Source organism: Mycobacterium sp. NPDC004974 (assembly GCF_053600815.1).
In genome coordinates this window covers 551,709-575,563 of record NZ_JBSGAQ010000002.1, presented here as the reverse complement: position 1 = coordinate 575,563, position 23,855 = coordinate 551,709, and the positions used below count along the sequence as shown (strand labels likewise).

General features: G+C 65.8%; 21 protein-coding genes. 13 read left to right on the top strand and 8 right to left on the bottom strand.

Annotated elements, in window-relative coordinates:
* The first annotated feature begins 42 nt into the window (after nucleotides 1–42).
* Both ACWEFV_RS07615 and ACWEFV_RS07610 read left to right on the top strand, forming a co-directional pair.
* Nucleotides 43–708, top strand: a complete 666-nt coding sequence (locus ACWEFV_RS07615) for a TetR/AcrR family transcriptional regulator (protein WP_135451598.1) — start codon at nucleotides 43–45, stop codon at nucleotides 706–708.
* A 53-nt stretch (nucleotides 709–761) separates the two neighbouring features.
* Nucleotides 762–1,067, top strand: a complete 306-nt coding sequence (locus ACWEFV_RS07610) for a type VII secretion target (RefSeq protein WP_450069689.1) — start codon at nucleotides 762–764, stop codon at nucleotides 1,065–1,067.
* 14 nt (nucleotides 1,068–1,081) lie between these two features.
* On the opposite strand, the gene ACWEFV_RS07605 is transcribed toward ACWEFV_RS07610, so the two are convergent.
* Complete coding sequence (locus tag ACWEFV_RS07605) at nucleotides 1,082–2,170, bottom strand: methyltransferase (RefSeq protein WP_450069688.1); 1,089 nt, start codon at nucleotides 2,168–2,170, stop codon at nucleotides 1,082–1,084.
* 155 nt (nucleotides 2,171–2,325) lie between these two features.
* Between ACWEFV_RS07605 and ACWEFV_RS07600 the strand changes: the two genes are divergently transcribed.
* From ACWEFV_RS07600 to ACWEFV_RS07590, 3 genes are read left to right on the top strand one after another with little or no spacing between them, the layout of a single operon-like run.
* On the top strand, nucleotides 2,326–3,777 hold the full coding sequence (locus ACWEFV_RS07600) for a DUF3375 domain-containing protein (protein ID WP_450069687.1): 1,452 nt from the start codon (nucleotides 2,326–2,328) through the stop codon (nucleotides 3,775–3,777).
* Nucleotides 3,774–4,529, top strand: coding sequence for a DUF4194 domain-containing protein (locus ACWEFV_RS07595; RefSeq protein WP_450069686.1), 756 nt, complete (start codon nucleotides 3,774–3,776; stop codon nucleotides 4,527–4,529). Before ACWEFV_RS07600 ends, ACWEFV_RS07595 begins: the two co-directional genes overlap by 4 nt.
* On the top strand, nucleotides 4,522–7,884 hold the full coding sequence (locus tag ACWEFV_RS07590; protein ID WP_450069685.1) for an ATP-binding protein: 3,363 nt from the start codon (nucleotides 4,522–4,524) through the stop codon (nucleotides 7,882–7,884). The genes ACWEFV_RS07595 and ACWEFV_RS07590 overlap by 8 nt, the downstream gene beginning before the upstream one ends.
* Before the next feature lie 16 nt (nucleotides 7,885–7,900).
* Here the strand turns inward: ACWEFV_RS07590 and ACWEFV_RS07585 are convergent, their stop codons facing one another.
* The gene (locus ACWEFV_RS07585) at nucleotides 7,901–8,581 is read right to left on the bottom strand and encodes a TetR/AcrR family transcriptional regulator C-terminal domain-containing protein (RefSeq protein ID WP_450069684.1); all 681 of its coding nucleotides are present in this window, start codon (nucleotides 8,579–8,581) and stop codon (nucleotides 7,901–7,903) included.
* 105 nt (nucleotides 8,582–8,686) lie between these two features.
* On the opposite strand from ACWEFV_RS07585, the gene ACWEFV_RS07580 reads away from it, so the two are divergent.
* Nucleotides 8,687–9,421: an NAD(P)-dependent oxidoreductase gene (locus ACWEFV_RS07580; RefSeq protein ID WP_450069683.1), complete on the top strand. Its 735-nt coding sequence runs from the start codon at nucleotides 8,687–8,689 to the stop codon at nucleotides 9,419–9,421.
* The gene (locus tag ACWEFV_RS07575) at nucleotides 9,418–10,122 is read left to right on the top strand and encodes a DUF4386 domain-containing protein (protein ID WP_450069682.1); all 705 of its coding nucleotides are present in this window, start codon (nucleotides 9,418–9,420) and stop codon (nucleotides 10,120–10,122) included. Before ACWEFV_RS07580 ends, ACWEFV_RS07575 begins: the two co-directional genes overlap by 4 nt.
* A gap of 83 nt (nucleotides 10,123–10,205) precedes the next feature.
* Here ACWEFV_RS07575 and ACWEFV_RS07570 read toward each other — a convergent pair whose 3' ends face one another.
* Nucleotides 10,206–11,090, bottom strand: a complete 885-nt coding sequence (locus ACWEFV_RS07570; protein ID WP_210115445.1) for a MaoC/PaaZ C-terminal domain-containing protein — start codon at nucleotides 11,088–11,090, stop codon at nucleotides 10,206–10,208.
* Nucleotides 11,035–12,387: a 3-oxoacyl-ACP reductase gene (locus ACWEFV_RS07565; RefSeq protein WP_450069681.1), complete on the bottom strand. Its 1,353-nt coding sequence runs from the start codon at nucleotides 12,385–12,387 to the stop codon at nucleotides 11,035–11,037. Before ACWEFV_RS07565 ends, ACWEFV_RS07570 begins: the two co-directional genes overlap by 56 nt.
* A 109-nt stretch (nucleotides 12,388–12,496) precedes the next feature.
* Between ACWEFV_RS07565 and ACWEFV_RS07560 the strand changes: the two genes are divergently transcribed.
* The 5 genes from ACWEFV_RS07560 (at nucleotide 12,497) to ACWEFV_RS07540 (ending at nucleotide 18,146) form a co-directional block, all read left to right on the top strand.
* Complete coding sequence (locus tag ACWEFV_RS07560) at nucleotides 12,497–13,798, top strand: acetyl-CoA C-acetyltransferase (RefSeq protein WP_135459734.1); 1,302 nt, start codon at nucleotides 12,497–12,499, stop codon at nucleotides 13,796–13,798.
* Nucleotides 13,799–14,223: 425 nt separating this feature from the next.
* Nucleotides 14,224–15,135: a TIGR03564 family F420-dependent LLM class oxidoreductase gene (locus ACWEFV_RS07555; RefSeq protein WP_450069680.1), complete on the top strand. Its 912-nt coding sequence runs from the start codon at nucleotides 14,224–14,226 to the stop codon at nucleotides 15,133–15,135.
* 72 nt (nucleotides 15,136–15,207) lie between these two features.
* Nucleotides 15,208–16,497 (top strand): sensor histidine kinase, encoded by a 1,290-nt coding sequence (locus ACWEFV_RS07550; RefSeq protein ID WP_450069679.1) that lies wholly within the window; start codon nucleotides 15,208–15,210, stop codon nucleotides 16,495–16,497.
* Nucleotides 16,494–17,141: a LuxR C-terminal-related transcriptional regulator gene (locus tag ACWEFV_RS07545; RefSeq protein ID WP_135451609.1), complete on the top strand. Its 648-nt coding sequence runs from the start codon at nucleotides 16,494–16,496 to the stop codon at nucleotides 17,139–17,141. The genes ACWEFV_RS07550 and ACWEFV_RS07545 overlap by 4 nt, the downstream gene beginning before the upstream one ends.
* 66 nt (nucleotides 17,142–17,207) lie before the next feature.
* A complete protein-coding gene (locus ACWEFV_RS07540) occupies nucleotides 17,208–18,146 on the top strand; it encodes an aromatic alcohol reductase (RefSeq protein WP_450069678.1) in 939 nt (312 codons plus the stop codon).
* 19 nt (nucleotides 18,147–18,165) lie between these two features.
* On the opposite strand, the gene ACWEFV_RS07535 is transcribed toward ACWEFV_RS07540, so the two are convergent.
* Together ACWEFV_RS07535 and ACWEFV_RS07530 are read right to left on the bottom strand one after the other, a co-directional pair.
* On the bottom strand, nucleotides 18,166–21,063 hold the full coding sequence (locus tag ACWEFV_RS07535) for an MMPL/RND family transporter (RefSeq protein WP_450069677.1): 2,898 nt from the start codon (nucleotides 21,061–21,063) through the stop codon (nucleotides 18,166–18,168).
* Nucleotides 21,060–21,506 carry an MmpS family transport accessory protein gene (locus tag ACWEFV_RS07530; RefSeq protein WP_135451612.1) on the bottom strand — a complete coding sequence of 149 codons (447 nt, stop codon included), beginning with the start codon at nucleotides 21,504–21,506 and terminating at the stop codon, nucleotides 21,060–21,062. Before ACWEFV_RS07530 ends, ACWEFV_RS07535 begins: the two co-directional genes overlap by 4 nt.
* Nucleotides 21,507–21,655: 149 nt before the next feature.
* On the opposite strand from ACWEFV_RS07530, the gene ACWEFV_RS07525 reads away from it, so the two are divergent.
* Entirely contained in the window at nucleotides 21,656–22,258 is a 603-nt protein-coding gene (locus ACWEFV_RS07525; protein ID WP_450069676.1) for a TetR/AcrR family transcriptional regulator, read from the top strand.
* A 9-nt stretch (nucleotides 22,259–22,267) separates the two neighbouring features.
* Here ACWEFV_RS07525 and ACWEFV_RS07520 read toward each other — a convergent pair whose 3' ends face one another.
* Nucleotides 22,268–22,900, bottom strand: coding sequence for a DUF1361 domain-containing protein (locus ACWEFV_RS07520; protein ID WP_135451614.1), 633 nt, complete (start codon nucleotides 22,898–22,900; stop codon nucleotides 22,268–22,270).
* Between the two features lie 57 nt (nucleotides 22,901–22,957).
* Entirely contained in the window at nucleotides 22,958–23,743 is a 786-nt protein-coding gene (locus ACWEFV_RS07515; protein ID WP_135451615.1) for a DeoR/GlpR family DNA-binding transcription regulator, read from the bottom strand.
* Nucleotides 23,744–23,855: the final 112 nt, after the last annotated feature.

Here is a 23,855-nt window from a genome sequence, read left to right as displayed (position 1 = left end):
CGCGCGGGTACGAGCGGTTCTGGCGACGCTTATCCTGGTCGGATGGCAGGTGGAACGAAGCGGCTGCCGCGGGCCGTGCGTGAACAGCAGATGCTCGACGCTGCGGTGCAGATTTTCTCGGTCAACGGCTATCACGAAACCTCGATGGACGCGATCGCCGCGGAGGCCGAGATCTCGAAGCCGATGCTGTATCTCTATTACGGCTCCAAGGAGGAGTTGTTCGGCGCCTGCCTGGACCGCGAGCTGACCCGTTTCGTGGATGTGGTGCGCGGGGAGATCAACTTCACCCAGAGCCCCAAGGACCTGCTGCGCAGTGCCGTGCTGGCGTTCCTGACCTACATCGACGCCAACCGGGCCTCGTGGATGGTGCTCTACACCCAGGCCACCAGCTCGCAGGCGTTTGCGCACACCGTCCGTGAGGGCCGCGACCGGATCATCGACCTGGTGGCCCGCCTGCTCAGCACCGGTACGCGAAATCCTCAGCCCGACAGTGACTTCGAGATGATGGCGGTGGCGCTGGTGGGTGCCGGCGAGGCGATCGCCAGCCGGGTCAGCACCGGGGACGCCGATGTCAACGAGGCCGCCGAGCTGATGATCAACCTGTTCTGGCGCGGTCTGAAGGGCACGCCCTCTGAGGTTGCGCCGAGCCTGCACTCAGATCACGTTTCGGCCCAGAGTGGCGATCTGGGCGCAGAGTCGGCGCACTAGCGGACTGAAAACTGCTGTCCGGAGACCCGTAAGAGTGGCATTACGCTGCCACTATGGGTTCTGAGCTGAAGGTCGCTCCGGCAGCGTTGCGGTCGGCCGCCGCGGCCGAGACCGCCGCGGGCGAGGCCGTCACCGCACTGGCGGTGGCGCAACCGTTGAGCGCCGCGGCAGCGGCCATGCCGGGCCTGCAGAGCGGTGCCGCCTGCGGCGAGGTTTCCTCGGTCGTGGAGGCTGCGGTCAAGGCTGCCGGCAGCGAGATCAGCGCGCATGCAGGCAAACTGACCGACGCCGCCAATGCCTACCAGGGCGCCGACGACGAGTACGCGAGCCGGCTGAACTCCGCCCAGCCGCCGGATTGACCCGCGGATGAGGTTCAGACAGCCACACCCTCGACGAGGCTGAACGGGGACGCCGTCTCGACCACGCGGGTGAGCCGGAAACCGGCCTGTTGGTAGAGCTTTCGGTAGTCGTCCGCGCTGCGTTCCCGCGCCCCGGTGACGATCAGCATTTCCATATCGGTCCACTTGCCCATGAAGGCCCGGTCGTGGTCGGGGATCACCCCTTCGATCAGCAGCAGGGTGGTGCCCGGCGCAGTGGCCGCCCGCACATTGCGCAGGATGGTCAGCGCCTCGTCGTCCGGCCAGTCGTGAATGATGTTCTTCAGCAGATAGGCGTCGGCGCTGGCGGGCACACTGTCGAAGAACGACCCCGGAACCACCTGGACGCGATCGGCCACCCGGTAGCTGCCCAACAGTTCCGGAGCCCCGGCGACCACGTCCGGCAGGTCGTAGAGCACTCCCTGCGCGCCCGGCGTCGCCCCGAGCACGGCCGCCAACAGTCGGCCGTGCCCGCCGCCGATATCGGCGATGGTGCCGAACCGGGTGAAGTCGTAGGCCGCCACCACCGGGGCGATGGCCAGCTCGGAGACGTTGGTCATGGCGTCGTTGAAGATCACCGCGAGTTCGGGGTGGGAGCCGAGGTAGTCAAATGTCTCCTGGCCGCGGAGCTTGGGGATGACGGCCTCACCGGTGCGCACCGCATCGGTGAGGTGGCTCCAGTGTTCGCGGTGCTCTGGCGCGCCGACGAACCGGGCCATCGCACCGATGGCCACCGGGGCGTCGGTGCGCAGGGTGTCGGCAAGCGGGTTCAGCGCATAGCGCCCGTCTCGGGTGCGCTGGAAGATCCCCTCGCTGACCAGGGCCCGCATCAGCCGGTCCAGGGTGTCGCTGTTGGCGTCGACCCGGCGCGCCAGCTCCTCGGTGTGCAGCGGGCCGTCGGCCAGCGCGTCGGCCACCCCGAGCTGTGCGGCGGCAGCGATGCCCTGGGCGACCCAGGCGCCCAGGATCATCTCCAGCATCGCCGCGGGCGGCGGGACGGCACGCTGATGCACGCGACGCAGGTGATGGCGAACGCGTTCGACTGCACGAACAACGCGGGCAGGCGGCACCTTGGCGGGAGTCACCGGATGACTGTAGGGCGTATTGGTTGAGGTGTTGGTCACTATGTCGGCTTTCCCCCGGTAGCAAACCGAACTGGCACGGAACCTGTCGCGGCTGCCGCCTAAAGTGGTGCGAATGTTCACCGCGACGGAAACGCCCGGCCATGCCTGAGGCGGGCATGAGTGGCCCGTCGCTGGAGCAGCTCTACCAGCTCAATCGCGAGGTCGCCGATTCGCGTTCGGCGCGCCTGCTGGTCACGAACAACCTGGCCACTTACCTCACGCTGATGGAACGCCACCTGGACCGCGGCGCCAAGCTCACCGAGATCGAACTGGTGGTCCGCCTGGAACGTGACCTGGCCGACCTCGGCTCCGAGACCGACCAGTCGGGCCTGGCCCTGATCAAGTACTGGGCCAGCCAGGGTTGGCTGCACCGGATCACCGAGCAGTCCGGCGACACCGAACGCAATGTCTGTTACCTCACCTACGAGGCGCGCGCCGTGCTGGATTTCGGCCGCCGCATGCGCCGTGAGGACACCATCGCCACCGGCGGCTCGATCACGGGCATCGCTGCGGGGCTGCGACGGGTGGCCGGACAGGTCAGCAACGATCCCGAGCGCATCCGCGCCGACATCGAAGCCGAAATCGCCAGGCTGCGTGACGAATTGGATGCCCTGGACCAGGGGCAGCGCCCCGAACCCGACCTGGTCGACGTCGAGGACGAGGCCCGTGCCATCGCTTTGCAGATGGAGCAGATCGTCTCCGATATCGGCCAGTACGGCAGCATGCTAAACCGCATCACCACCCGGTTGCTCGACGCCTCTGCCGACACCGATCTCGGGTACCGGGAGCGTCAGCGTCAGTTGTTCGACGATTACGAGTCACTGTTCGCCTCCCGGGAGAGTGCCTCCTACACCGCCTTCACCCGGATGATCCAGGATCCCGAGCAGCGGGCCGCGCTGGTGGCCGACATCGAGGCGGTGACCCGTGAGCTGCCGCACCTGGATCCGGGCCTGCGTGAGGTGATGACGGGGTTCTTCAGCCTGGTGTCGGCGCAGACGGCCGAGGTGGGCCGGACCCGGCAGCGTTGTGCGCGCCGGATCAAGCGCTTCGTCGCCTCCGGCACGCTGGAACACAGCCGCGGCGTCACCCGTCAGCTCAACGATGCATTGGCCGTCGCGCATGAACTCCTCAGCGTCTCGCTCGCCGACAGCCGGATCGGCATCGAGGTGCCGTTGGTCCGAACGGACTTCAATTCGATTGGCGCCGTTGCGTTCAAGATCCGTGACGCGATCCCGCCGTCGCAGGCCGAGTCCTCGGAGGGGGAGGTGAACCTGTCGGCGTTCTCGGCGCTGGCCTCCCAGGTGGACGCCGCGGAGCTGGCCGACCTGATCAACGGCGCGGTGGCAGCCGGGCCGTTGTCGCTGCCCGATGCGATCGGAATGCTGGACTCGGCCTATCTCGGGCACGTGATCGTGCTGTGGTCCTGGGCGCTCAAACAACAGACTGCCGACGGTGCCGAATCCGTTCGGGTGCGCTTCCGATCCCTTGAGGGCGCCGACCGCGAAATCGAAATCCCCCGACTGGTTTTCACCGAGTCGATCCCTACTGCCACCGAGAGCATGCTATGACCGACACCCCGGACACGTCGCCGGTAACTGACACGTCGATCGATTTCGATGCGCTACCGAGCATCGATGCCGTCGAGCGGTCCACCGACCAGCGCCGCGCGCCCCGCTTCGACGGGGATGTCAGCGAACTGCCCGACCGGGCCTGCTGGGCACTGCAGCACCTGCTCTCGCGTCGCTACGTCAGCAAGGACAACCACTCCGAGCTGTGGTCGTGGGTGACCCGGTACCGCGCCGAGCTCACCGTGCGGCTGTCGGAACTCGATATGCGGCTGTGCATCTCGGACGATCACGACATTGCCTACGTCGAGCAGGCCGACTACGAATCTCAGTGGCGGCGCCGGTTGCTGCGACGCGAGACGCTGAACACCTACGACTCGATCCTGGCCCTGCATCTGGCCAAGCTCATGCGCGGGGCGGCGCGCGACGAGAACGTTCTCATCAGCCGCGACGAGATCCATGAGTTGTTCGCCGGGGTCAACAACGACACCGACCGCGACACCGCCTCGTTCGACAAGCGGATCGACAACGCGATCGAGCGGCTGACCGATATCGAGATGCTCGGCCGCAACCGGGAGGACGAGGACAGTTTCACCATCAGCCCGGTGGTCAACGCGATCATGACCGCGTCGATGATCACCGAACTGCAGCAGCAGTTCGAGCAGCTCAAGCGGGCTGCGAACGGCACGATCGATGATGCCGGCGATGCTGATGCACTTGTACGAGTCGAGGACGAGGTGGACGCCCATGGCTGAACCGACCAATCAGTTCTCCCTCTCGCGCCTACAGGTGATCAACTGGGGCGTGTTCGACGGGTACCATTCGATCCCGTTCAGTCAGCACGGCACGCTGATCACCGGATCCTCGGGCAGCGGCAAATCCTCATTGCTGGACGCGATTTCGCTGGCTTTCCTGCCGTCGCACCGTCGTAACTTCAACGCCTCCGGCGATACCACCGCCGCGGGTTCGGGCACCGGCAAGCGCACCGTCGACAAGTACGTCCGTGGTGCCTGGGGTGAGCGACGCGAAGGAACCAGCCGCCAGATCATGTACCTGCGCGGGACCGGCCCGGCCTGGTCGGCGGTCGCCGTCACGTACAGCGACCGTACGGGGCGTTCGGTCACCGGGTTGGTACTCAAATGGCTGGCCGCTGAGAAGACCTCGGATCCGGGCAGCCGCTACTACCTGATCAACGACGACCGCGACATCTTCGGCCTGTGCAACCGGTGGGCGGCCAACGGGTATGACGCCGCGGTGTTCCGCGACGACGGCTGGACCGGCGGTCGCAGTGAGAGCCAGTACCTGGCCCAGCTGTACTCCAGCATCGGGATCCGCGCCTCCGAGGCGGCCCAGCAGCTGCTCGGCAAGGCCAAGTCGCTGAAAAGCGTTGGTGGTCTTGAGCAGTTCGTGCGCGAGTTCATGCTCGACGAGCCGGTCAGCCTCAGCGGTGTGGAAGAGGCGCTGGAACAGATCAATCCGCTGGTCGAGGCCCGCGGCCTGCTCGATGTGGCCCGGCGCAAGCGGAACACCCTCGGCAACATCGCTGCGGTACAGGCACGTTACGCCGACGAGGCCGCCAAGTTCGGCGTGATCGACACCATCGACAACGCGATGATCCGCGACTACGTCGACCACCTACGGCTGGCCCAGGCCGGCCCGGAGATCGACAACCTCGACGATCAGATCACCCAGCTCGGCGCCCAGCGTGACGAGTTCGGTTCGCAGCAGCGCCAGCTCAAGAACGAGCACAACTCGCTCATGGCGCAGATCAACACCGTCACGGTGGATTTGGTGCCGCTGCAGCAACGTCTGACCGAGGCCGAGCGGCTCAGTGAAGAGGTGTCGCGCCGTCGCACCGGCTATGAAGACAAGGTCACCTCACTGGGTCTGACCCCGCCGGACGACGGCGAGGAATTCTGGTCGCTGCGTGAGACGCTGATGGACGAAGCCGACCGGCTGCACCGGGAGTTGTTCACCGGCAACCAGCCTTACGTCGAGGCGTCGGCGAAGGAAGTCCGGGCCCGTGAGGCCCGGGAGAGCGTCGAAACCGAGCTGGAGCGGGTGCAGCGGCTGGGTTCCCCGCTGCCGCGGACCGAGTATGAGATGCGGGCGCGCATCGCCCGGGCCCTGGACATCTCCGAGCGCGATCTGGTCTACGTGGCCGAACTGATGGAGCTCAAGCCGGACGAGTCGCGGTGGCGGCTGGCCGTCGAAAAAGTGTTGCGCGGAGCTGGATTACGCCTTCTGGTGCCCGATGCCTACATGGAACGCACACTGCGTTTCGTCAACGAGAACGACATGCGCGGCCGGATCCAGCTGCAGCACGTCCAGCATGGTGCGCAATTGCGCACCCCGCCTTCGGGCACGCTGGCCACCAAACTGCAACTCGCCGATCCGACGCACGACAGTGCCGTGGAGGCGCTCAACGTAATCGCCGCTGTCGGTGACTACGTGTGCGTCGACGGACCGGGGGAGTTCACCGAGCAGTCCCGCGCGGTCACCGATCAGGGCCTGCGCAAGGACAGCGGCCGGCTCTCGATCAAGGATGACCGGTCGCGGCTGCGGCCATCGGACTACATCTTCCTCGGCGGGACGGCGGCCAAAGTCGAAGCGCTGCAGGATGATCTGGCTGCCGCGCAGGATGTGTACCAGGTGGCGCGCACCGCGCGTGAGCGGCTCGACGAGCACCGCGGGCAGCTGCAATCCCGCGAGCGGGCCTGCCGGGCATTGTGTGACCAGTTCATGCAGTGGAGCGACATCGACACGGATTCGGTCGACGCGATGCTCGAGCGGCTGCAGGACGAACACGAACTGCTGGTCTCCGACAACCCCGACGCCGAACGGCTGCAGCAGCGCGCCGACGAATGCTGGGAGCGCGTCGAGAAGGTCATCCAGCAGATCGGCTCGCTCAACGAACGCGAGACCACGCTGGACCGCAGGCGCACTGCGCTGCTGGAGCTGAGCGAGCTCCTGACCGAACGCCTCGGGCCCAGCGAGTTCCCGTCGCACGCCCGCGACACGATCGACGGCTACGCCGCCGACGTCGCCCTGACCCTTGAGTTGCTCGAATCCGAGCCGTACCGAAGCGAATTGACCCGCGTCATCAGCCGCGAGCGGGACCGGCTGCGGGCGGACCGCAACCGATCGCATGACGAGTTGGCCGGCATCATGGCCGCCTACGACAGCTCGTTCCCCGATGCGATCCCGAACGACAGCGACGTGTTCGACGAGCGGGTGCATGACTACGTGGGCCTGTGCCGGCGGATCGACGAGCGTGAGCTGCCCGATGCGTACGAGCGCATGCAGCGGCTGATCACCGAACAGGCGCCGGGCGCGATCCTGAACCTGCACATGATTGCCGACAACGAGGCGCGGCGGATCACCGAGCAGATCGCCCGGGTGAACACCGGCCTGGGCGCGGTGGAGTTCAACCGGGGTACCCGGCTGACCCTGCACGCCGGTACCCGGCATCTGGCGGCGGTCGATGAGCTGAACGAGAAGGCCCAGCGCATCTCCTCCCGGGTATCGCTGGTGAGCTTCGGCGACGAGACTGCGATGTTCGATCAGTACACCGACATCCTGCAGCTGCGAAAGTTGTTGGCCGGCACCACCCCCGAGGACCGGCAGTGGACCCGTGACGCCCTGGATGTGCGCAACCGGTTCGTGCTGTACTGCGAGGAGCGTGACGCCGAGACCGGCGAGGTGATCCGGACCTACAGCAACTCCGGTGACAACTCCGGTGGTGAGCAGGAGAAGCTCATGGCGTTCTGTCTGGCCGGGGCGCTGAGCTTCAACCTGGCCAGCCCGGACAGCAATGACACCCGGCCGTTGTTCGCCCAGCTGATGCTGGACGAGGCGTTCTCCAAGTCGGATCCGCAGTTCGCCCAGCAGGCGCTGTCGGCGTTCCGCAAGTTCGGTTTCCAACTGGTGATCGTGTCGACCGTGCAGAACAGCACGACCATTCAGCCCTACATCGACAACGTGGTGATGGTGTCGAAGTCCGATGCCTCGGCGCCCAATGCCCGGCCGGTCGCCTCGGTCACCTCGGCGTCGATCTCCGAATTCGCCGATCTGCGAAAGACTTCGGGGGACGCGGTACCGAGCGCCTGATCTTGCACCGAATGGGTCAGGACCAGCTTTCGCGGTGTCGCTCCAGTCCATCGAGGATGAGGTCGAGCCCGACGTCGAACTCCTCGGCATACGCGTAGCCAGGCTTCAGGGCACGGTCGACGATCATCTCGGTGAGATGCGGGAACTCGTCACCGGGCATCTGCTCGAGAATCGAGCCTCCCACGTCCGCGAGCTCGGCGGATGATTGGAAGGGCAGGCTGAGTTCCTGCAGCGTGGAACCGTAGATGTAGCTGTCCAGAACCGAGAACGCGTGTGCCGCACCGGCAATGGAGAAGCCACCCGACCGGAGGCAGCCGATGGCCGCGTTGTGCTGGCGCAGGGTCGCGGGACCGGGGTTTGTCCGTGAGTCCATCAGGCGGATCGCCCACGGGTGACGGATCAGTGCGCCGCGCATCGAAACTGCCCGCTGTCGCATCGCTGTCCGCCAGTCGGCGTCGTCCCGTGGGAGTTCGATCTCGTCGAAGACGATGTCGACCATGCCGTCGAGGATCAGTTCCTTGTTGCGGAAGTGGTGGTACAGCGACATCGATTCGACGCCGAGCCGCTCGCCGAGCCTGCGCATACTCGGCACACCGCTGTCGGCCTCGTCTGCCAGTGCGACCGCTGTGCGAAGCACCAGCTCCTTGTTGAGCGGGTTACGGCGGGCGGCGGGCGGGCCGGCTGTGTCGGTGGTCAATGAAGGTCCTCCTGTCGCGGTCCAGAAGACGCTTGACAACCTTACGCTGCAAGGCTGTACCTTACGGCGTAAGGCTAGCGGGCGGCGCGAGCAGAGGAGTGGATCGTGAAACCGATCGGGTCAGATGGAGTCGGCAAGACGGGCGCGGGGAAAAAGGTGTGCATCGTCGGGGCTTCCGGGAAGCTCGGGCGCTACCTGGTGAAGCACGCATTGGACCGTGGATACGAAGTCGTGGGTGTCTGCCGCGAGCAGAGCGTGGCCAAGCTCGCCGACTTCGAGGGGCAGATCACGGTGATCCCCGGAGCGACCGACGACCAGGCGGTTATCGCACGGGCGGTGCGCGGATGCGATGCCGTCCTGACTGTCCTGGTGCCGTGGGGGATGAACCATTACGCCTCCGGTACGGCCCAAGCGGTGCTCGACCACGCCGGCCCGGATGCCCGCCTGGTGTTCTCGTGCGGGTGGCACATCACCCGCGACGGCCAGGACCGCTATACCCGGAAGTTCAAGTTGTATGTGGCCGTGCTCGGGCGGCTGGCCAAGCTTGCCCGGGTCGTGGACGTGTACGACCAGGTGGAGGCATGTCGGAGGATCTTCGCCAGTGACACCCGCTGGACAGTCGTGCGTGGCAGTGACCTGGAGGAGGGCGACAGTCAGGGGCTGCCGGTCTGGAGCCGGCACGTGGGCGATCCTGTCTTGGCGAGCAACCTGACCCGTCGGGTGGACTATGCGCTTTTCATGGTCGAGGCCGTGGAGAACGACGCCCTCGTCCATGAGGCACCGGCCATCGTCGGTCGGCTGACTGCGTCTGCCCTCACCCATGCCAGTGATCCGGCATGAACGTCCGGTTCGCGTCGGCCTCGCATGTCACACCCAGGACACTGGCGAGGATCGCCGGGTGCCTCTACCTGACCGTTGCCGTGCTCACGATCTTCGCTGGGCTGGTGAACTCACGACTCGTGGAGCCAGGGAATGCAGCGGCCACGACCGTCAACATCAGTACCTCTGCCACCCTGTTCCGCGTCGGCTTCGTCAGCGAACTCCTGGGGGCTACGGCCTTTCTATCGACCGGCATGGCCCTCTACATGCTTTTCAAGCACGTCAACCAGCTGGCCGCCGCCGTGATGGTCACCTTTGTCGCGGTCAGCGTCGCGATCCAGAGCCTGAACCTGCTCAATCAAAATGCGGCGCTGATGATCGCCACCGGCCACTACGCCTTCGGTCCAACTGATTCCGACCAGCTGGTCATGCTGTTTTCCGACCTGCAACGCGATGGGTACCTCATCGCCCAGACGTACTTCGGCCTGTGGCTGCTGCCGCTGGGTTATCTCGTCGTCAGGTCGGGCTACTTCCCCAAGGTTCTGGGTGTCCTGCTGATGACCGGATGTCTCGGTCACCTCGTGGACGTGTTCGCCCGCTTCCTCGCCCCGGACTTCGGGGCGGCCGTCTCGCCGGTCGCCCTGACAGTTGCGGCGGTCGCGGAACTTTCGTTCATCGGGTGGTTGCTGACGAGGGCCGTACGTGTTCCAGGCTCAGCGTAGATCCGCTGCCGAGTGTGCGTACAGATCGCGATTTCTCGACAAAATGCGATCTGTACGCACACTCGACGCGTCAGAGAGATGCGTCAGAGCCCGGTGACCGTCGCGGTCAGGTGCGGGTAGCCCTTCGAGAGGTTGCGCAGGGTCAACTCCCAGCCCTCGGCGTCACGCTCGACGTAGAGTCCGGCCTTGGCCGGCAGCACCACCGGCTTGGCGAACCGCACCGAATACTTGACCGCATCGGGGAGCTGCCCCTCGATATTCGCCAGAACCGCTGCTGCACTGAACATCCCGTGGGCGATCACAGTGGGGAAGCCGAACAGCTTGGCGGCGATCGCGTTGGTGTGGATCGGGTTGTGGTCCCCGCCGATCGACGCGTAGTTCCGGATCTGGCCGGCGGTGATGTTCAGAACCGCGTTGGGCGGCGGCAGCTTCGGCTGCTTCTGCGGCTCCGGCTTGGGCTCACCGGACAGGCTGGTTCGCTGCTGGTGCAGGAACGTCGTCACCTGGTGCCACGCGGTGTCGTTGCCGACCTTGAGTTCGGTGACGATGTCGACGAGCAGACCCTTGCGGTGCTCACGCAGGTTCTCCGCGTGCACGGCCGCGCTGACGGCGTCGGTCACCTTGATCGGCTGGTACTGGGTGATGTGGTTCTCGATGTGCACCGAACCCATTGCGGCGAACGGGAAATCGAATCCGGTGACCAGTGACATCACCGTCGGGAAGGTCAGCGCGAACGGGTAGGTCAGCGGCAGTGTGTCGCTGAACCGCAGCCCGGTCACCTGCGCATAGGCGGCAACGTTGGCCGGGTCGATGGGCAGGTTGTCGACCGTGACGGTGCGGGCCGGCAGGGTGTCGTCGCGCGAGATGAACGGCAGGGCGCCGACGACGGCGCGCAGCATGTTGTTCACGTGCTCACGCCCCCAGCATGGCCTGGCCGCAGACCCGGATGGTGTTGCCGGTGACCGCATTCGACGCGGGGTTTGCGAAGTAGGCGATCAGTTCGGCCACATCCACCGGTTTCCCGCCCTGGAACAGCGAGTTCAACCGGCGGCCGACCTCGCGCGTGGCCAGCGGGATGGCGTCGGTCATCTTGGTCTCGATGAAGCCGGGGGCCACCGCGTTGATCGTGATGCCCTTCTCGGCCAGCACCGGTGCCAGCGCCTCGGTCAGTCCGATCATCCCGGCCTTGGTGGCGGCGTAGTTGGTCTGCCCGCGGTTACCGGCGATGCCGGCCATCGAGGACAGACCGATCACCCGACCGCCCTCGCCGAGCGTGCCACTGGCCACCAGACCTTCGGTGAGTCGCTGCGGGGCAAGAAGATTCACCGCGATCACGGAATCCCAGCGGCTTTCGTCCATGTTGGCGAGCAGCTTGTCGCGGGTGATGCCGGCGTTGTTGACCAGCACATCGACCTTGCCGCCATGCTGTGCGGTGACGTGGGCGATTATGGCGTCGACTGCATCTTCTGAGGTGACGTCCAGGGTGAGGGCGCTGCCGCCGACCTTCTCGGCGACTTTGCCCAGATCTTCGGCGGCCTGGGGAACGTCCACTGCGACCACGGTCGCGCCGTCACGCGCGAACACCTCGGCGATCGTCGCACCGATGCCGCGGGCCGCGCCGGTCACCACGGCGACCTTGCCGGCCAGCGGCTTGTCCCAGTCGGCCGGCGGGGTCGAGTCGGCGGCGCCCACTCGGTACACCTGTCCGTCGACGTAGGCCGACTTGGCCGAGAGGATGAAACGCAGGGTGGACTCCAGGCCGGTGACGGCGGGCTTGGCGTCGGCGGCCAGGTACACCAGCGACGCGGTGGCACCGTGCTGCAGTTCCTTGCCCAGTGAGCGGGTGAAGCCCTCGAGGGCACGCTGCGCGATCTGGGCGTGGACGCTGCCGGCCTGATCCGGGGTGGTGCCGATGACGACTACCCGTGCGCACGACGCGAGGTTGCGCAGAACCGGGGTGAAGAACTGGTAGAGCTCCTTGAGCCCGGCGGCATCGGCGATGCCGGTGGCGTCGAGGACCACGCCGCCGAACGAATCGGCCCAGCGGCCGCCGATGTTGTTGGACACGACGTCGTAGTCGCCGGCGAGCGCTGCGCGGAGGGGCTCGGTGACGCGGCCTTCGCCGCCGATCAGCAGGGAGCCCGACAGCGGGGGCTGTCCGGGGCGATAGCGGCGCAACGTTTCGGGCTGCGGCACGCCCAGCTGCTTGGCCAGGAACGATCCCGGCCCGGAGTTGACCACTTGGGAGAACAGGTCGGAAGCCACTTCAGCTGCCTTTCGCTTCGCAGTACTGCGTTGTCCACACCGAACTTACTCCAGAGTAAGAACAGTGGGTAATATGGCCCCGGACAACCCGAAAGTGGAGGGCAAACAGATGGCCAACAACACGACCCGGCGACGCGTTGCCGTTTTGGGTGGCAACAGGATTCCGTTCGCACGGTCCGACGGCGCCTATGCCAACGCCTCCAACCAGGACATGTTCACCGCCGCCCTGGACGGGCTGATCGATCGTTTCGATCTGGCCGGTGAACGCCTGGGTGCGGTGATCGGCGGCGCGGTGCTCAAGCACAGCCGCGACTTCAATCTGATGCGCGAATGCGTGCTGGGCAGCGCGTTGTCGCCCTACACGCCCGCTTATGACATTCAGCAGGCCTGCGGCACCGGTCTGCAGGCTGCCACTGCGGCGGCAAACGCCATCGCGCTGGGACAGTACGACTCCGCGGCGGCAGGTGGTGTGGACACCGCCTCGGATGCCCCGATCGCGTTCGGCAATGACCTGCGTCAGGTGCTGCTGGGCCTGCGTCGGGCGAAGTCCAACCTCGACCGGCTCAAGCTGGTCGGCAAGCTGCCGGCCTCCCTCGGTGTGGAGATCCCGGTCAACAGTGAGCCCCGCACCGGAATGTCGATGGGCGAGCATGCCGCCGTCACCGCCAAGAAGATGGGCGTCAAGCGCGTCGACCAGGATGAGCTGGCCGCCGCCAGCCACCGCAACATGGCTGCCGCCTACGACAGCGGGTTCTTCGACGACCTGGTCACCCCGTTCCTCGGCCTGTACCGCGACAACAATCTGCGCGCGGACTCCACGCCGGAGAAGCTGGCCAAGCTCAAGCCGGTGTTCGGCGTCAAGGCGGGCGACGCGACCATGACTGCGGGCAACTCGACCCCGCTGACCGACGGCGCCTCGGTGGCGCTGCTGGCCAGTGAGGAGTGGGCCCAGGCGCATGGCCACGAGCCGCTGGCCTACTTCGTCGATTCGGAGACGGCCGCCGTCGACTACGTCAACGGGCCCGACGGCCTGCTGATGGCACCGACCTATGCGGTGCCCCGGCTCCTCGCCCGCAACGGGCTGACACTGCAGGATTTCGATTTCTACGAGATCCACGAGGCATTCGCCTCGGTGGTGCTGGCCACGCTGGCGGCCTGGGACTCTGACGAGTACTGCAAGGAACGCTTGGGCTTGGACAAGGCACTGGGCAGCATCGACCGCACCAAGCTCAACGTCAACGGCTCCTCGCTGGCCGCGGGCCATCCGTTCGCGGCCACCGGTGGCCGGATCGTGGCTCAGCTGGCCAAGCAGCTGGCGGAGAAGAAGAAGGAGACGGGTCAGCCGGTGCGCGGTCTGATCTCGATCTGTGCGGCCGGCGGGCAGGGCGTCGCCGCGATTTTGGAGGCGTAGCTTGCGGAGCCGACCATCAGGCACTGTGGCGTAGCGAGGCCTGACCTCCACAAACGCAGGCCGCGAAAACATCCGAAAAGTTTCTTTCTCCGATGTGTAACGGCCGCGGCATAGAGGTCGATACATGGGTAGCTCCGTGTTGCCGTCTGACCCCCCGACCCGACGGCAACACGGGGCGACCTAACTTCGAATTCTCGGCAATATTCGGCCGTATTTTTCTCTGGTTTGAGGGGTACCCGAGGCGTACGATCGAGCCTACGACGGGTTCGGGAGTGACTGATCCAAAGAGTCGGTACAGGGGTGAAAGACCGGCTGCGTGAGACGAATTGAAACGCCCCCAGGTGTCCTCCCGAACCCGCCCTTTTTTGTCTGATTACCCTTCTCTTCTGGTCCCATTCGGCCCGCCCTCCGCATAGCGTGGTGCCATGCAGATCAGCCTCATCGCCTCGCTCAGTGAAACCGGCGGCCGCTCCCCGGTCGACGCCACCGTGGAGAATCTCGCGCAACTGCACGAAGAGGGATTCCGGCGGGTCTGGATGACCCAGATGCCGTATGAACCCGACCTGCTGACCGTTCTCGCAGTCGCGTTTCGCGAGGTCGACGGGATCGAGGTGGGCACCGGTGTCATCCCCATCCAGAATCAGCACCCGATGCTGCTGGCCCAGCGCGCGCTCACGCTCAACCTGATCAGCGGGGGCCGGTTCCTGCTCGGCCTCGGCATGACGCACGCGGCGGTGACCGAGGGTATGTGGGGCATTCCGTGGGACAAGCCGGTCCGCCGGCTCCGTGAATACCTGGACGGGCTGCAACCGCTGCTGGCCGGCGAGCCCGCCGACGCGCCCGGCGAGACGGTCACCACGCGCGGTGCCCTGCAGATCCCGGGGGCATCGGCGCCTGATGTCTACATCGCCGCGCTGGGGCCGCAACTGCTCAAGCTCGCGGGCCGTCGCACCGCGGGCACCGTCACCTGGATGACGGGTCCGACCACGCTGGCCGACCACGTCGTCCCGACGCTGCGCGAGGCAGCCGGGGACCGTCCGGTCCGTGTCGTCGCGGCGCTTCCGGTCAGCGTCACCGACGATGTCGACGGCGCCCGCGCCCAGGCCGCCAAGCAGTTCGCGATGTATGGGCATCTGCCGTCCTACCGGGCCATGCTCGACCGCGAGGGCTACGCCGGTCCCGAGGACGCTGCGATCATCGGTGACGAAAGCACTGTGGCAGAACGTATTCGGGCACTTCGAACAGTTGGCGTGGACGAGTATGTCGGGGTGGTGTTCGATGCGTCGCCCGAAACGCGGGCCCGTACCCGGGCACTCCTGCGCTCGCTCGACAGCTGACGGTGTGGCTAGCCACACCCCATATTGGCTGGACAGCACCATCGCCCGGTGCCAACGTATCGGGCAACGATGATGACCGTGACTACCACCGCAATCACCTCCGCCTCCGCACCCGAAGACCGGCGCCGAACACTGCGAACCCCGTTCACCGCGGCAGCCTGTCGTAGCTATCTGTATTTCCTCCTGGTGAGCGTCCTTGCCGTGGTCGGCGTGGTCTACCTGTTCGTCACCGGTCTGACCTCGGGGCTGTTGCTTGTCACCCTGGTCGGCGTACCGCTGCTGGCGCTCCTGGTGTTGTCGGGTCGACGGTGGAACGCGCTGTACCGATCGCTGGCCCGGCTGGTCGGTGTCACGATCGCTCCGCCGGCGCCGTTCGCCCGGCGGGCCGGCTGGCCGCAGACACTGGCCTCGGCCCTTACCGATGCGGTCGGCTGGCGCAGCCTGGGATTCCTTCTCCTGCAGAGCGTCGTGATGACACCCCTCGGATACGGGGTCGTGCTGGCGATCGTGATCTCGGCGGTGCTGGTGGTCTCCCCGGTGGTCTGGGCGTGCGGAATAGCGATCATCAGTTTCGGCGAACCGGTGGACTCGCTCGGCATCTACCTACTGCTGTCGGCGGGTGGACTGCTCGCTCTGTACACGTTGGCGTGGGTCATGATCGGTGTCGGGCGTGCCCATGTCTGGCTGGCCGAAGCACTGCTCGCCCCGACCGACCGCGAACGCCGGGTAGGCGAACTGGAGCGCGCCCGTGCCGATGTGGTCGATGATTCGGCGGCGACGCTGCGCCGCGTCGAGCGCAATCTGCACGACGGCACGCAGGCCAGGCTGATCGCCGTGGCGATGACGCTGGCGCGCGCCGAGGAACAGTTGGCCGATCCGGACAAGGCTGACCGGGCCCGGCAACTGGTCTCCGACGCACTGGCGAACACCAAGGACACCCTGACCGAACTGCGCGATCTGGTCCGCGGAATCCGGCCGCCTGCACTGGATCTCGGCTTGGTGCCGGCCGTGCAGACATTGGTTGCGCGTAACCCGATCCCCGTAGAGCTGGTCGATGACATCACGGTGCACCCGTCGTTGGGTGTGGAGACGCTGGCGTACTTCTGCGTAGCCGAGTTGCTCGCCAACGTCTCCCGGCATTCCGGCGCGACCCAGGCCACCGTGTGGCTGCACAGCGATGCCGATGAGCTGCGGATCGTCGTGGCGGACAACGGTTCCGGTGGGGTGGAGCCGGCCAACGGCTCGGGGCTGACGGGATTGGCCGATCGGCTGAGGATGGTTGACGGCCGGCTCGACATCGACAGCCCTTCTGGCGGCCCCACCACGGTGACAGCCGTCGTACCGGCGGGAACACAACGGTGACCCGGCTGGCGATCGCCGAGGACAATGCGATTCTGCGCGACGGCCTGACCCAATTGCTCGTCGAACGCGGGCATGATGTTGTGGCCAAGGTGGGCACGGCCGACCAGGTCCGGGAGATCGCTCAGACGCTGCGGCCGGAAGTGTTCGTGATCGACATCCGCATGCCGCCGACCTTCACCGACGAGGGCCTGGTCGCGGCGGTATCGTTGCGGCGCTCGCATCCGGATGTCGGGGTTCTGGTGTTTTCGCAGTGGGTCGAGACCCGTTATGCCGCTGAGCTGTTGGCCGGAAATCCGGAAGGGGTGGGCTACCTGCTCAAGGACCGCGTGGCCGATATCGGTGAGTTCGACGCCGCGCTGCGGCGCGTCGCCGACGGAGGTACCGCGCTCGATCCGGAGGTCGTGCGGCAGCTGATGGGGACGCGGCGTAGTGGTGATGCGCTGGCGCGGCTGACTCCCCGCGAACGTGAAGTCCTCGCCCTGATGGCCGAAGGCCATTCGAACAGCGCTCTGGCCGAACATCTTTCGGTTTCCGAACGTGCCGTGGAGAAGCACATCGGCAGCATCTTCACGAAACTCGACCTACCGCCGTCGACGGCGCATCATCGGCGCGTGCTTGCCGTCGTCACTTACCTGAACTCCTAGGTCCGGGATGATTCTCGCCGATCTGTCGGTTGCAACCCATGCATCACCGCAGAAACGGAGGCCACAGTGCCCGCAACACCGCCAACGGCAGACAGCCTGAGCATTCTCGTCATCGGGACAGGCGAACTCGGCGCCAGTGTGTTGTCCGCTCTCACCCGTCACCTGGCAATCCATCCCGGCGCCGCAAGCATCGCGGTGCTGCTGAGGCCGCCGGCATCACGTGCCGATATGAAACGCGATGCGCGCAGCGAGGAACTGACCCGGTCGGGTATCACCATCGAGCATGCCGATGTCGCGACGGCGTCGGTGGCCGAGCTCGCGGCCATAATGCGGCGCTACGACACAGTCATAAGCTGTGTCGGTTTCGCGGCCGGGCCGGGGACACAGCACAAACTCGCTCAATCGGCCCTCACTGCCGGGGTATCGCGGTTCTTTCCATGGCAGTTCGGCGTCGACTACGACGAGATAGGGCGCGGTAGCGCGCAGACGCTGTTCGACGAGCAACTCGACGTGCGCGACCTGCTGCGCGGCCAGCACGCCACGGAGTGGGTGATCATCTCCACCGGCATGTTCACCAGTTTCCTGTTCGAACCCGAGTTCGCCGTCGTGGATCTGTCGGCCGAGACCGTGCATGCGTTGGGAAGCTGGGACAACCAAGTCACCCTCACCACCCCCGAAGACATCGGCGTGCTCACCGCCGACATCGTCTTCGCCGAACCGCGTATTCGCGACACCGTCGTCTATCTCGCGGGCGACACCGTCAGTTACCGGGAACTCGCCGATATCGTCGACCGCGTCCGTGCGACATCGGTTACCCGCACGCTGTGGACCACCGACGTCCTGACCGACCGGCTACAGCAGGATCCCGAGGACACGATGAGCAAGTACCGGGCGGTGTTCGCCCGCACCAATGGTGTTGCCTGGCCGAAGGATCAGTCGTACAACGCTATTCGCCGCATCAGGACGACGACTGCCGAGGAATGGGCCAGAGCGAACCTGGTGTGACACCGGCACACATCGGAGGCTAGTTCGACGTGGTTGGCTCGGGCTCCGGGTCGAGCAGTTCGCGAACCGAGGTGCGAGTGCCGTAGGGGCGCAACATGCGGCTGGCCGGCCGCGGCCGCACGATCTGTGGCCACCAGAACCACCGGCCGAGCAGGGCCGCGATGGACGGTGTCATGAACGACCGCACGATCAAGGTATCGAAGAGCAGGCCGAGGCCGATCGTGGTGCCGATCTGCCCGAGGACGATGAGATCGCTGAAGATGAACGAGGACATGGTGGCTGCGAACACCAGACCGGCCGCGGTCACCACCCGGCCGGTCCCGGCCATGGCGCGGATGATGCCGGTCTTGAGCCCTGCCCCGATCTCTTCCTGGAACCGGGATATCAGCAGCAGGTTGTAGTCCGCGCCGACCGCCAGCAGCAGGATGATGGCCAGTGCCAGCACGATCCAGTACAACTGGATGCCGAAGATGTACTGCCACACCAGGACCGACAGGCCGAACGACGCTCCCAACGACAGCACGACCGTCCCGACGATGACCATTGCGGCGACGAGGCTGCGGGTAATGAACATCATGATGAGCAGGATGAGGCTGATCGCGGCCAATGCGGCGATGAGCAGGTCGTATTTGGCGCCGTCCTGAATGTCCTTGTACGCCGAAGCGGTTCCGGCCACGTAGATCTTGGCGTCCGACAGGGGAGTGGCCTTGATCGCGTCGAACGCGGAGTCCTTGATCGCGTCGATGTGTGAGATGCCCTCGGGCGTGGCGGGAGTGCCCTCGTGCGTGATGATCATGCGGGCGGCCTTGCCGTCGGGCGAGAGGAACAGTTTCAGGCCGCGCTTGAAGTCGGGATTGTCGAAGGCTTCCGGAGGCAGATAGAACGAGTCGTCATTCTTGGCCGAGTCGAAGGCCTGTCCCATCGCGGTCGAGTTCTCGAGGGCTTCCTGGGACTGCGAGTTGGTTCCGGACGTGGTGGCGTAGTTGGACAGCGTCAGGTCACGGTTGCGCTCCTGGATGGCGATCTGCGGCGGGAGCAGCGCCACGAGTTTCGGCTGGAGGGCGTCGAGCTTGTCCAGGCTCGCGGTGATCTGCCCGAACTGATCGCTGAGTTTGTCGATGCCGTCGAGTGCGTCGAACACCGATCTCAGCGCCGCGCACATGGGAATGTCGAAACAGTGCGGTTCCCAGTAGAAGTAGTTGCGCAGCGGGCGGAACTGATCGTCGAAATTGGCGATCTTGTCGCGCAGGTCGTTCACGATCGCGACGGTGTCGTGGAACGCCTGGGTCTGCTCGTGGGTGGCAGCGGCACTGGCCTGCTGCAACGTGACCTGCTGCTTGAGGATGTTGATCGTGTTCGACAGTTCGTTGGCCTGCTTGAGCAGATCGGCGGCGCGGTCCTGCTGGTAACCCAGATTCATGATCTGGCTGGCGCTTTGCGCACTGATCTGAAACGGGATGGAGCTGTGCTTGATCGGCGTGCCCAGAGGCCGGGTGATCGACTGGACCAGGGCGATGCCGCGGGTGTGCAGAACGGCTTTGGCGATGCGTTCGAGTACCAGCATGTCCGCGGGGTTCCGCATGTCGTGGTCGGCTTCGACCATCAGTAGCTCGGGGTTCAGCCGGGCCTCGGAGAAGTGACGTGTCGCGGCTGCGTAACCGACGTTCGCCGGTGCCGATTCCGGTAGGTAGGGGCGGCCGTCGTAGCTGGTCTTGTACCCCGGCAGGGCGAGAAGGCCGACGAGCGCGATCAGGCACGACACCACCAGGATGGGGCCGGGCCAACGCACGATCGCGGTACCGATGCGGCGCCATCGCGGTGCCCGTGGATTGCGTTTCGGCTCAAAGAGTCCGAACCGGCTGGCGATGGTCAGTACGGCGGGCCCCAGCGTCAGTGCCGCTGCCAACGTCACGAGCACGCCGATGGCGGCGGGTATGCCCAAGGTCTGGAAGTAGGGCAGCCGGGTGAAGTGCAGGCAGGCCACGGCCCCGGCGATGGTCAGCCCCGAGCCGACGATGACGTGGACGGTGCCGCCGAACATGTCGTAATACGCGGCCTCGCGGTCCATCCCACGGGCGCGTGCCTCGTGATACCGGCCGATGACGAAGATGCCGTAGTCCGTGCCCGCGGCGATTGCCAATAGCGTCAGCAGGTTCGTCGAATAGGTGGACAGGCCGATGACCCCGGAATGCGCGAGCGCGGCGACGACGCCGCGCGCGGCGGCCAGCTCGACGGCGACCGTAACCAGCATGAGGAGCATCGTGACCAGCGACCGGTAGACCACGAGCAGCATCATCGCGATCACCAGAAAGGTTATGCCGGTGACCTTATGGGTTCCCTCGCTGCCGACCTCGAAGTTGTCGGTGATGAGCGGTGCGGCACCGGTGACGTAGGCCTTGACCCCGGGCGGCGGAGGGACGCTCGCCACGATCTGGCGGATGGCGTCCACGGATTGGTTGGACAGCGCTTCGCCCTGGTTGCCGGCCAGGTACACCTGCACCAGCGCGGCCTTGCCGTCCTTGCTCTGCGAACCGCCGGCGGTGAGCGGATCGCCCCAGAAGTCCTGAATGTGCTCGACGTGTTTGGTGTCCTCGGCCAGCCGTTTCACGAGGGTGTCGTAGAAGCGGTGGGCGTCGTCGCCGAGAGGCTGATCGCCTTCGAGCACGATCATGGCCGCGCTGTCGGAGTTGAACTCGTCGAAGACCTGGCCGATGTGCCGCATCGCCATGGTCGACGGCGCGTCGGGCGCGTTCAGTCCCACCGAGCGCGCTGCACCGACGACTTCCAGTTGTGGCACAAGGATGTTCGTCAGCGCGGCGATGGCGACCCATACGAGCACGATCGGCACGGCGAGCAGACGGATGGTTCGCGCCGTCCGGGAACCGGCGGCTTCACCTTCTGCGTGCCGGGTGCTCATGCGGACTTGTCCAAGCAGGCGATGTAACCGTTCACGTTACTGGTCGACCTTTCGTCCTTGACCACGCCATTGACGGTGATGCGGCACCCGATGGTCGCACCGTCCCCTTGCGCCCGGAGGTCGGCGAACAGCGTCGGATCGTCCGTGACCAGGGTTTGCGACCACGGCAGGGTCGCATCCTCGACCCGCTGGGGTTGTGCGTCGATATCCAGATAATTGATGGTGGCGACCGAACCCGGTGACCCGAACACTTCGAACAGAACCCGTTTCGGGTTGTAGCCGGTGTTCTCCAGGGTGTCGGCGCTGGGGCGCGACACATGATTGTCAGACCCGAATATGCCGTGCAGTCGACTGACGGTGAACGCGACGACGGCCACCACGAGGACAGCCACGATCACCGTCCAGCGCCGCCTGACCAGGCTTCCTACCGAGATCCCCTGCATCTCAGAGCCTTTCGACAACGGACGCGTAGCGCGCCGTGAGGCGATAGTCTTTGGCCGTCCTAAGTATCTGAACGGTACCGTACGGTACTATTCTGAACCGGGCAAGACCTAGGACAGCTTGGCTCCCGGCTAAGGAAAGGGTTTCCCGCGTGACTTCCGCCTCGACGCATCCCGTCTCACCGCCGGCCGCGGCGTCGCAGTGGACTGAGCGGGAGGCCGAGTTGTTGGCGGTGACCCTGCGGCTGTTGCAGCAGCACGGATACGACCGGTTGACCGTGGAAGCCGTAGCGACCGAGGCGAAGTCCAGCAAGGCCACCATCTACCGCCGGTGGCCGTCGAAGGCCGACCTCGTCCTGGCGGCCTTCATCGAGGGCACCCGGGTGCAACTGGTCCCGCCCTGCACCGGCTCGTTACGCACCGACCTTCTGAGCATCGGAACGTCGGTGTGCGAGCAGGCACGAGAGCACGGCAGCACGATGAGCGCGATCATGTCCGAGGTGGCGCACAGCCCGGAGTTGAGTGCGGCCCTGCAGAATCAGTTCGTAGTCCAGCGCAAGAAATTGATGGCTGAGGTTCTGGCCGATGCTGTCGACCGGGGCGAGATCGAGGCCGAGGCGATCCATGACGAACTGTGGGACGTGATGCCGGGGTATCTCGTGTTCCGGTCCCTGATTCCCGGACGTCCGCCGACGGAGGCGACGGTTCGCGCACTCGTGGACGATGTGTTGATGCCGAGTCTGACTCGCTTCTGACTCCGCCGGTCAGCGCAATCCGCGTATCGCCCAGATCGTCAGATAGGCCAACCCGAAGAACGCCGCAACGGCTATCGCCACGCCCGTCGACTGTACGTAGGACAGCGGTGCGCGCACCCAGTCGAGCGTCGCCGCGACCACCGCATCGGGCCGGGTCACCAGGTCCCAGGAGTTCCAGCGTTGAAAGCGGCCGATGACGACCCCGACGGCGCACAGCGCGACGGACAGTACGACGGCCAGCCAGCCCCAGAATGAGCCGAACTCGTCGTCCAATCGCTGATGCACGAGCAGCAGCGACACCACGCCGAGCAGGATCCCGGTCCATGCGGCGAACCCGTACTGCAACACATGCCGCCACAGTTCATAGCCCTCGCCGAGGTGGACCAGATCGGTCACCAGATAGGGCGCGTTCGGCAGGAACGCCAACCAGCCGAGGCCCAGGGGCAGCAGCCACAGTCGGCGTTCAACCAGATCGAACGCGATCGCGAAGACCATCGGGATCCAGGCCAGCACCAGGTTCCACACCAGGAACTTGGTCGGGTAGGACATCGGTGCGGCCGGATCGGTGATCCCCAGAGCGAGGGTCAGCGCGGTCGTCGCCATCAACGAGACGACCAGCAGGATGCCACGGGCTTCGGTCATGGGATCAGTTTGCCTGTCGGTGCGAGCGCGGGCCCAAGTGCCACTACGTCCACCCCGTCAGCCGTCTCCGCCCTCGACGACGTGTACCTGCACTCCCGCCGCCCGGATCTGATCCAGCTGTTGCGGGTCCGCGGTCGAGTCGGTCACCAGATGATCGATCTGATTGGGCAGCACCATCTTTCCGAGCGTCGTGTTGCCGATCTTGGAACCGTCGACTGCGACGACGACACGTCGAGCGTTGGCGGCCATGGCAGTCGCGGTCCTGGCTTCGGCTTCGTCGAAGGTGGTTGCGCCGACCTCGGCCGACATTCCGTCGGCGCCGAGAACTGCGGTGCCCACGGTGATCATCTGAAACGCCTGCTCGGACATGGGGCCAACAGCCTCAAGGGAATTGGATCGCACGACGCCACCGGTCATGATCACCTTGAGGTGGGCGTGGACGGCGCAATCGGTGGCGATCGTCAGCGAGTTCGTGACGATCGTCAGCTGAGGCCGTCCGCGCAACGCGCGGGCCACCTCGCCGGTGGTGATACCGCCGGTGAGGGCAACCGCCTGTTGTCCTGTCGGCACCAGGGCGGCGGCACGCTGGGCGATCCGCCGTTTGACGGCCACCATCCGGTGATCGCGAAGTCGTACCGGGATCTCACTGTCACTGGGGTCGAGTGCCTGGGCGCCCCCGTGCGTGCGCACCAGCAGACCCTGTTCCTCGAGTTCGCTGAGATCGCGGCGAAGCGTCGCGGCCGACACCCCCAACTCTGCGCAGAGCACCGGGGAAGCAACTTCACCGCGGTCACGCAGGAGCGAGAGCACTTCACGCATTCGGTCGGTGCGCTTGATCGACATGCTCACGACTCCTTGGGCGATGGTTGAGGCAATCAGTTTTACTGATCGCTTTACGGTTTCATCTTGCGCGCTTTGAGCGAGCTTCTCATGATCGACGAATGTTCGACACGAC

Bases quoted from the DNA above. Each gene is read 5' to 3' on its own strand.
- ACWEFV_RS07615 (WP_135451598.1), top strand. From the start codon at position 43: ATGGCAGGTGGAACGAAGCGGCTGCCGCGGGCCGTGCGTGAACAGCAG.
- ACWEFV_RS07610 (WP_450069689.1), top strand. From the start codon at position 762: ATGGGTTCTGAGCTGAAGGTCGCTCCGGCAGCGTTGCGGTCGGCCGCC.
- ACWEFV_RS07600 (WP_450069687.1), top strand. From the start codon at position 2,326: ATGAGTGGCCCGTCGCTGGAGCAGCTCTACCAGCTCAATCGCGAGGTC.
- ACWEFV_RS07595 (WP_450069686.1), top strand. From the start codon at position 3,774: ATGACCGACACCCCGGACACGTCGCCGGTAACTGACACGTCGATCGAT.
- ACWEFV_RS07590 (WP_450069685.1), top strand. From the start codon at position 4,522: ATGGCTGAACCGACCAATCAGTTCTCCCTCTCGCGCCTACAGGTGATC.
- ACWEFV_RS07575 (WP_450069682.1), top strand. From the start codon at position 9,418: ATGAACGTCCGGTTCGCGTCGGCCTCGCATGTCACACCCAGGACACTG.
- ACWEFV_RS07570 (WP_210115445.1), bottom strand. From the start codon at position 11,090: ATGCGGTCACCGGCAACACCATCCGGGTCTGCGGCCAGGCCATGCTGG.
- ACWEFV_RS07560 (WP_135459734.1), top strand. From the start codon at position 12,497: ATGGCCAACAACACGACCCGGCGACGCGTTGCCGTTTTGGGTGGCAAC.
- ACWEFV_RS07555 (WP_450069680.1), top strand. From the start codon at position 14,224: ATGCAGATCAGCCTCATCGCCTCGCTCAGTGAAACCGGCGGCCGCTCC.
- ACWEFV_RS07550 (WP_450069679.1), top strand. From the start codon at position 15,208: ATGACCGTGACTACCACCGCAATCACCTCCGCCTCCGCACCCGAAGAC.
- ACWEFV_RS07535 (WP_450069677.1), bottom strand. From the start codon at position 21,063: ATGAGCACCCGGCACGCAGAAGGTGAAGCCGCCGGTTCCCGGACGGCG.
- ACWEFV_RS07530 (WP_135451612.1), bottom strand. From the start codon at position 21,506: ATGCAGGGGATCTCGGTAGGAAGCCTGGTCAGGCGGCGCTGGACGGTG.
- ACWEFV_RS07520 (WP_135451614.1), bottom strand. From the start codon at position 22,900: ATGACCGAAGCCCGTGGCATCCTGCTGGTCGTCTCGTTGATGGCGACG.
- ACWEFV_RS07515 (WP_135451615.1), bottom strand. From the start codon at position 23,743: ATGTCGATCAAGCGCACCGACCGAATGCGTGAAGTGCTCTCGCTCCTG.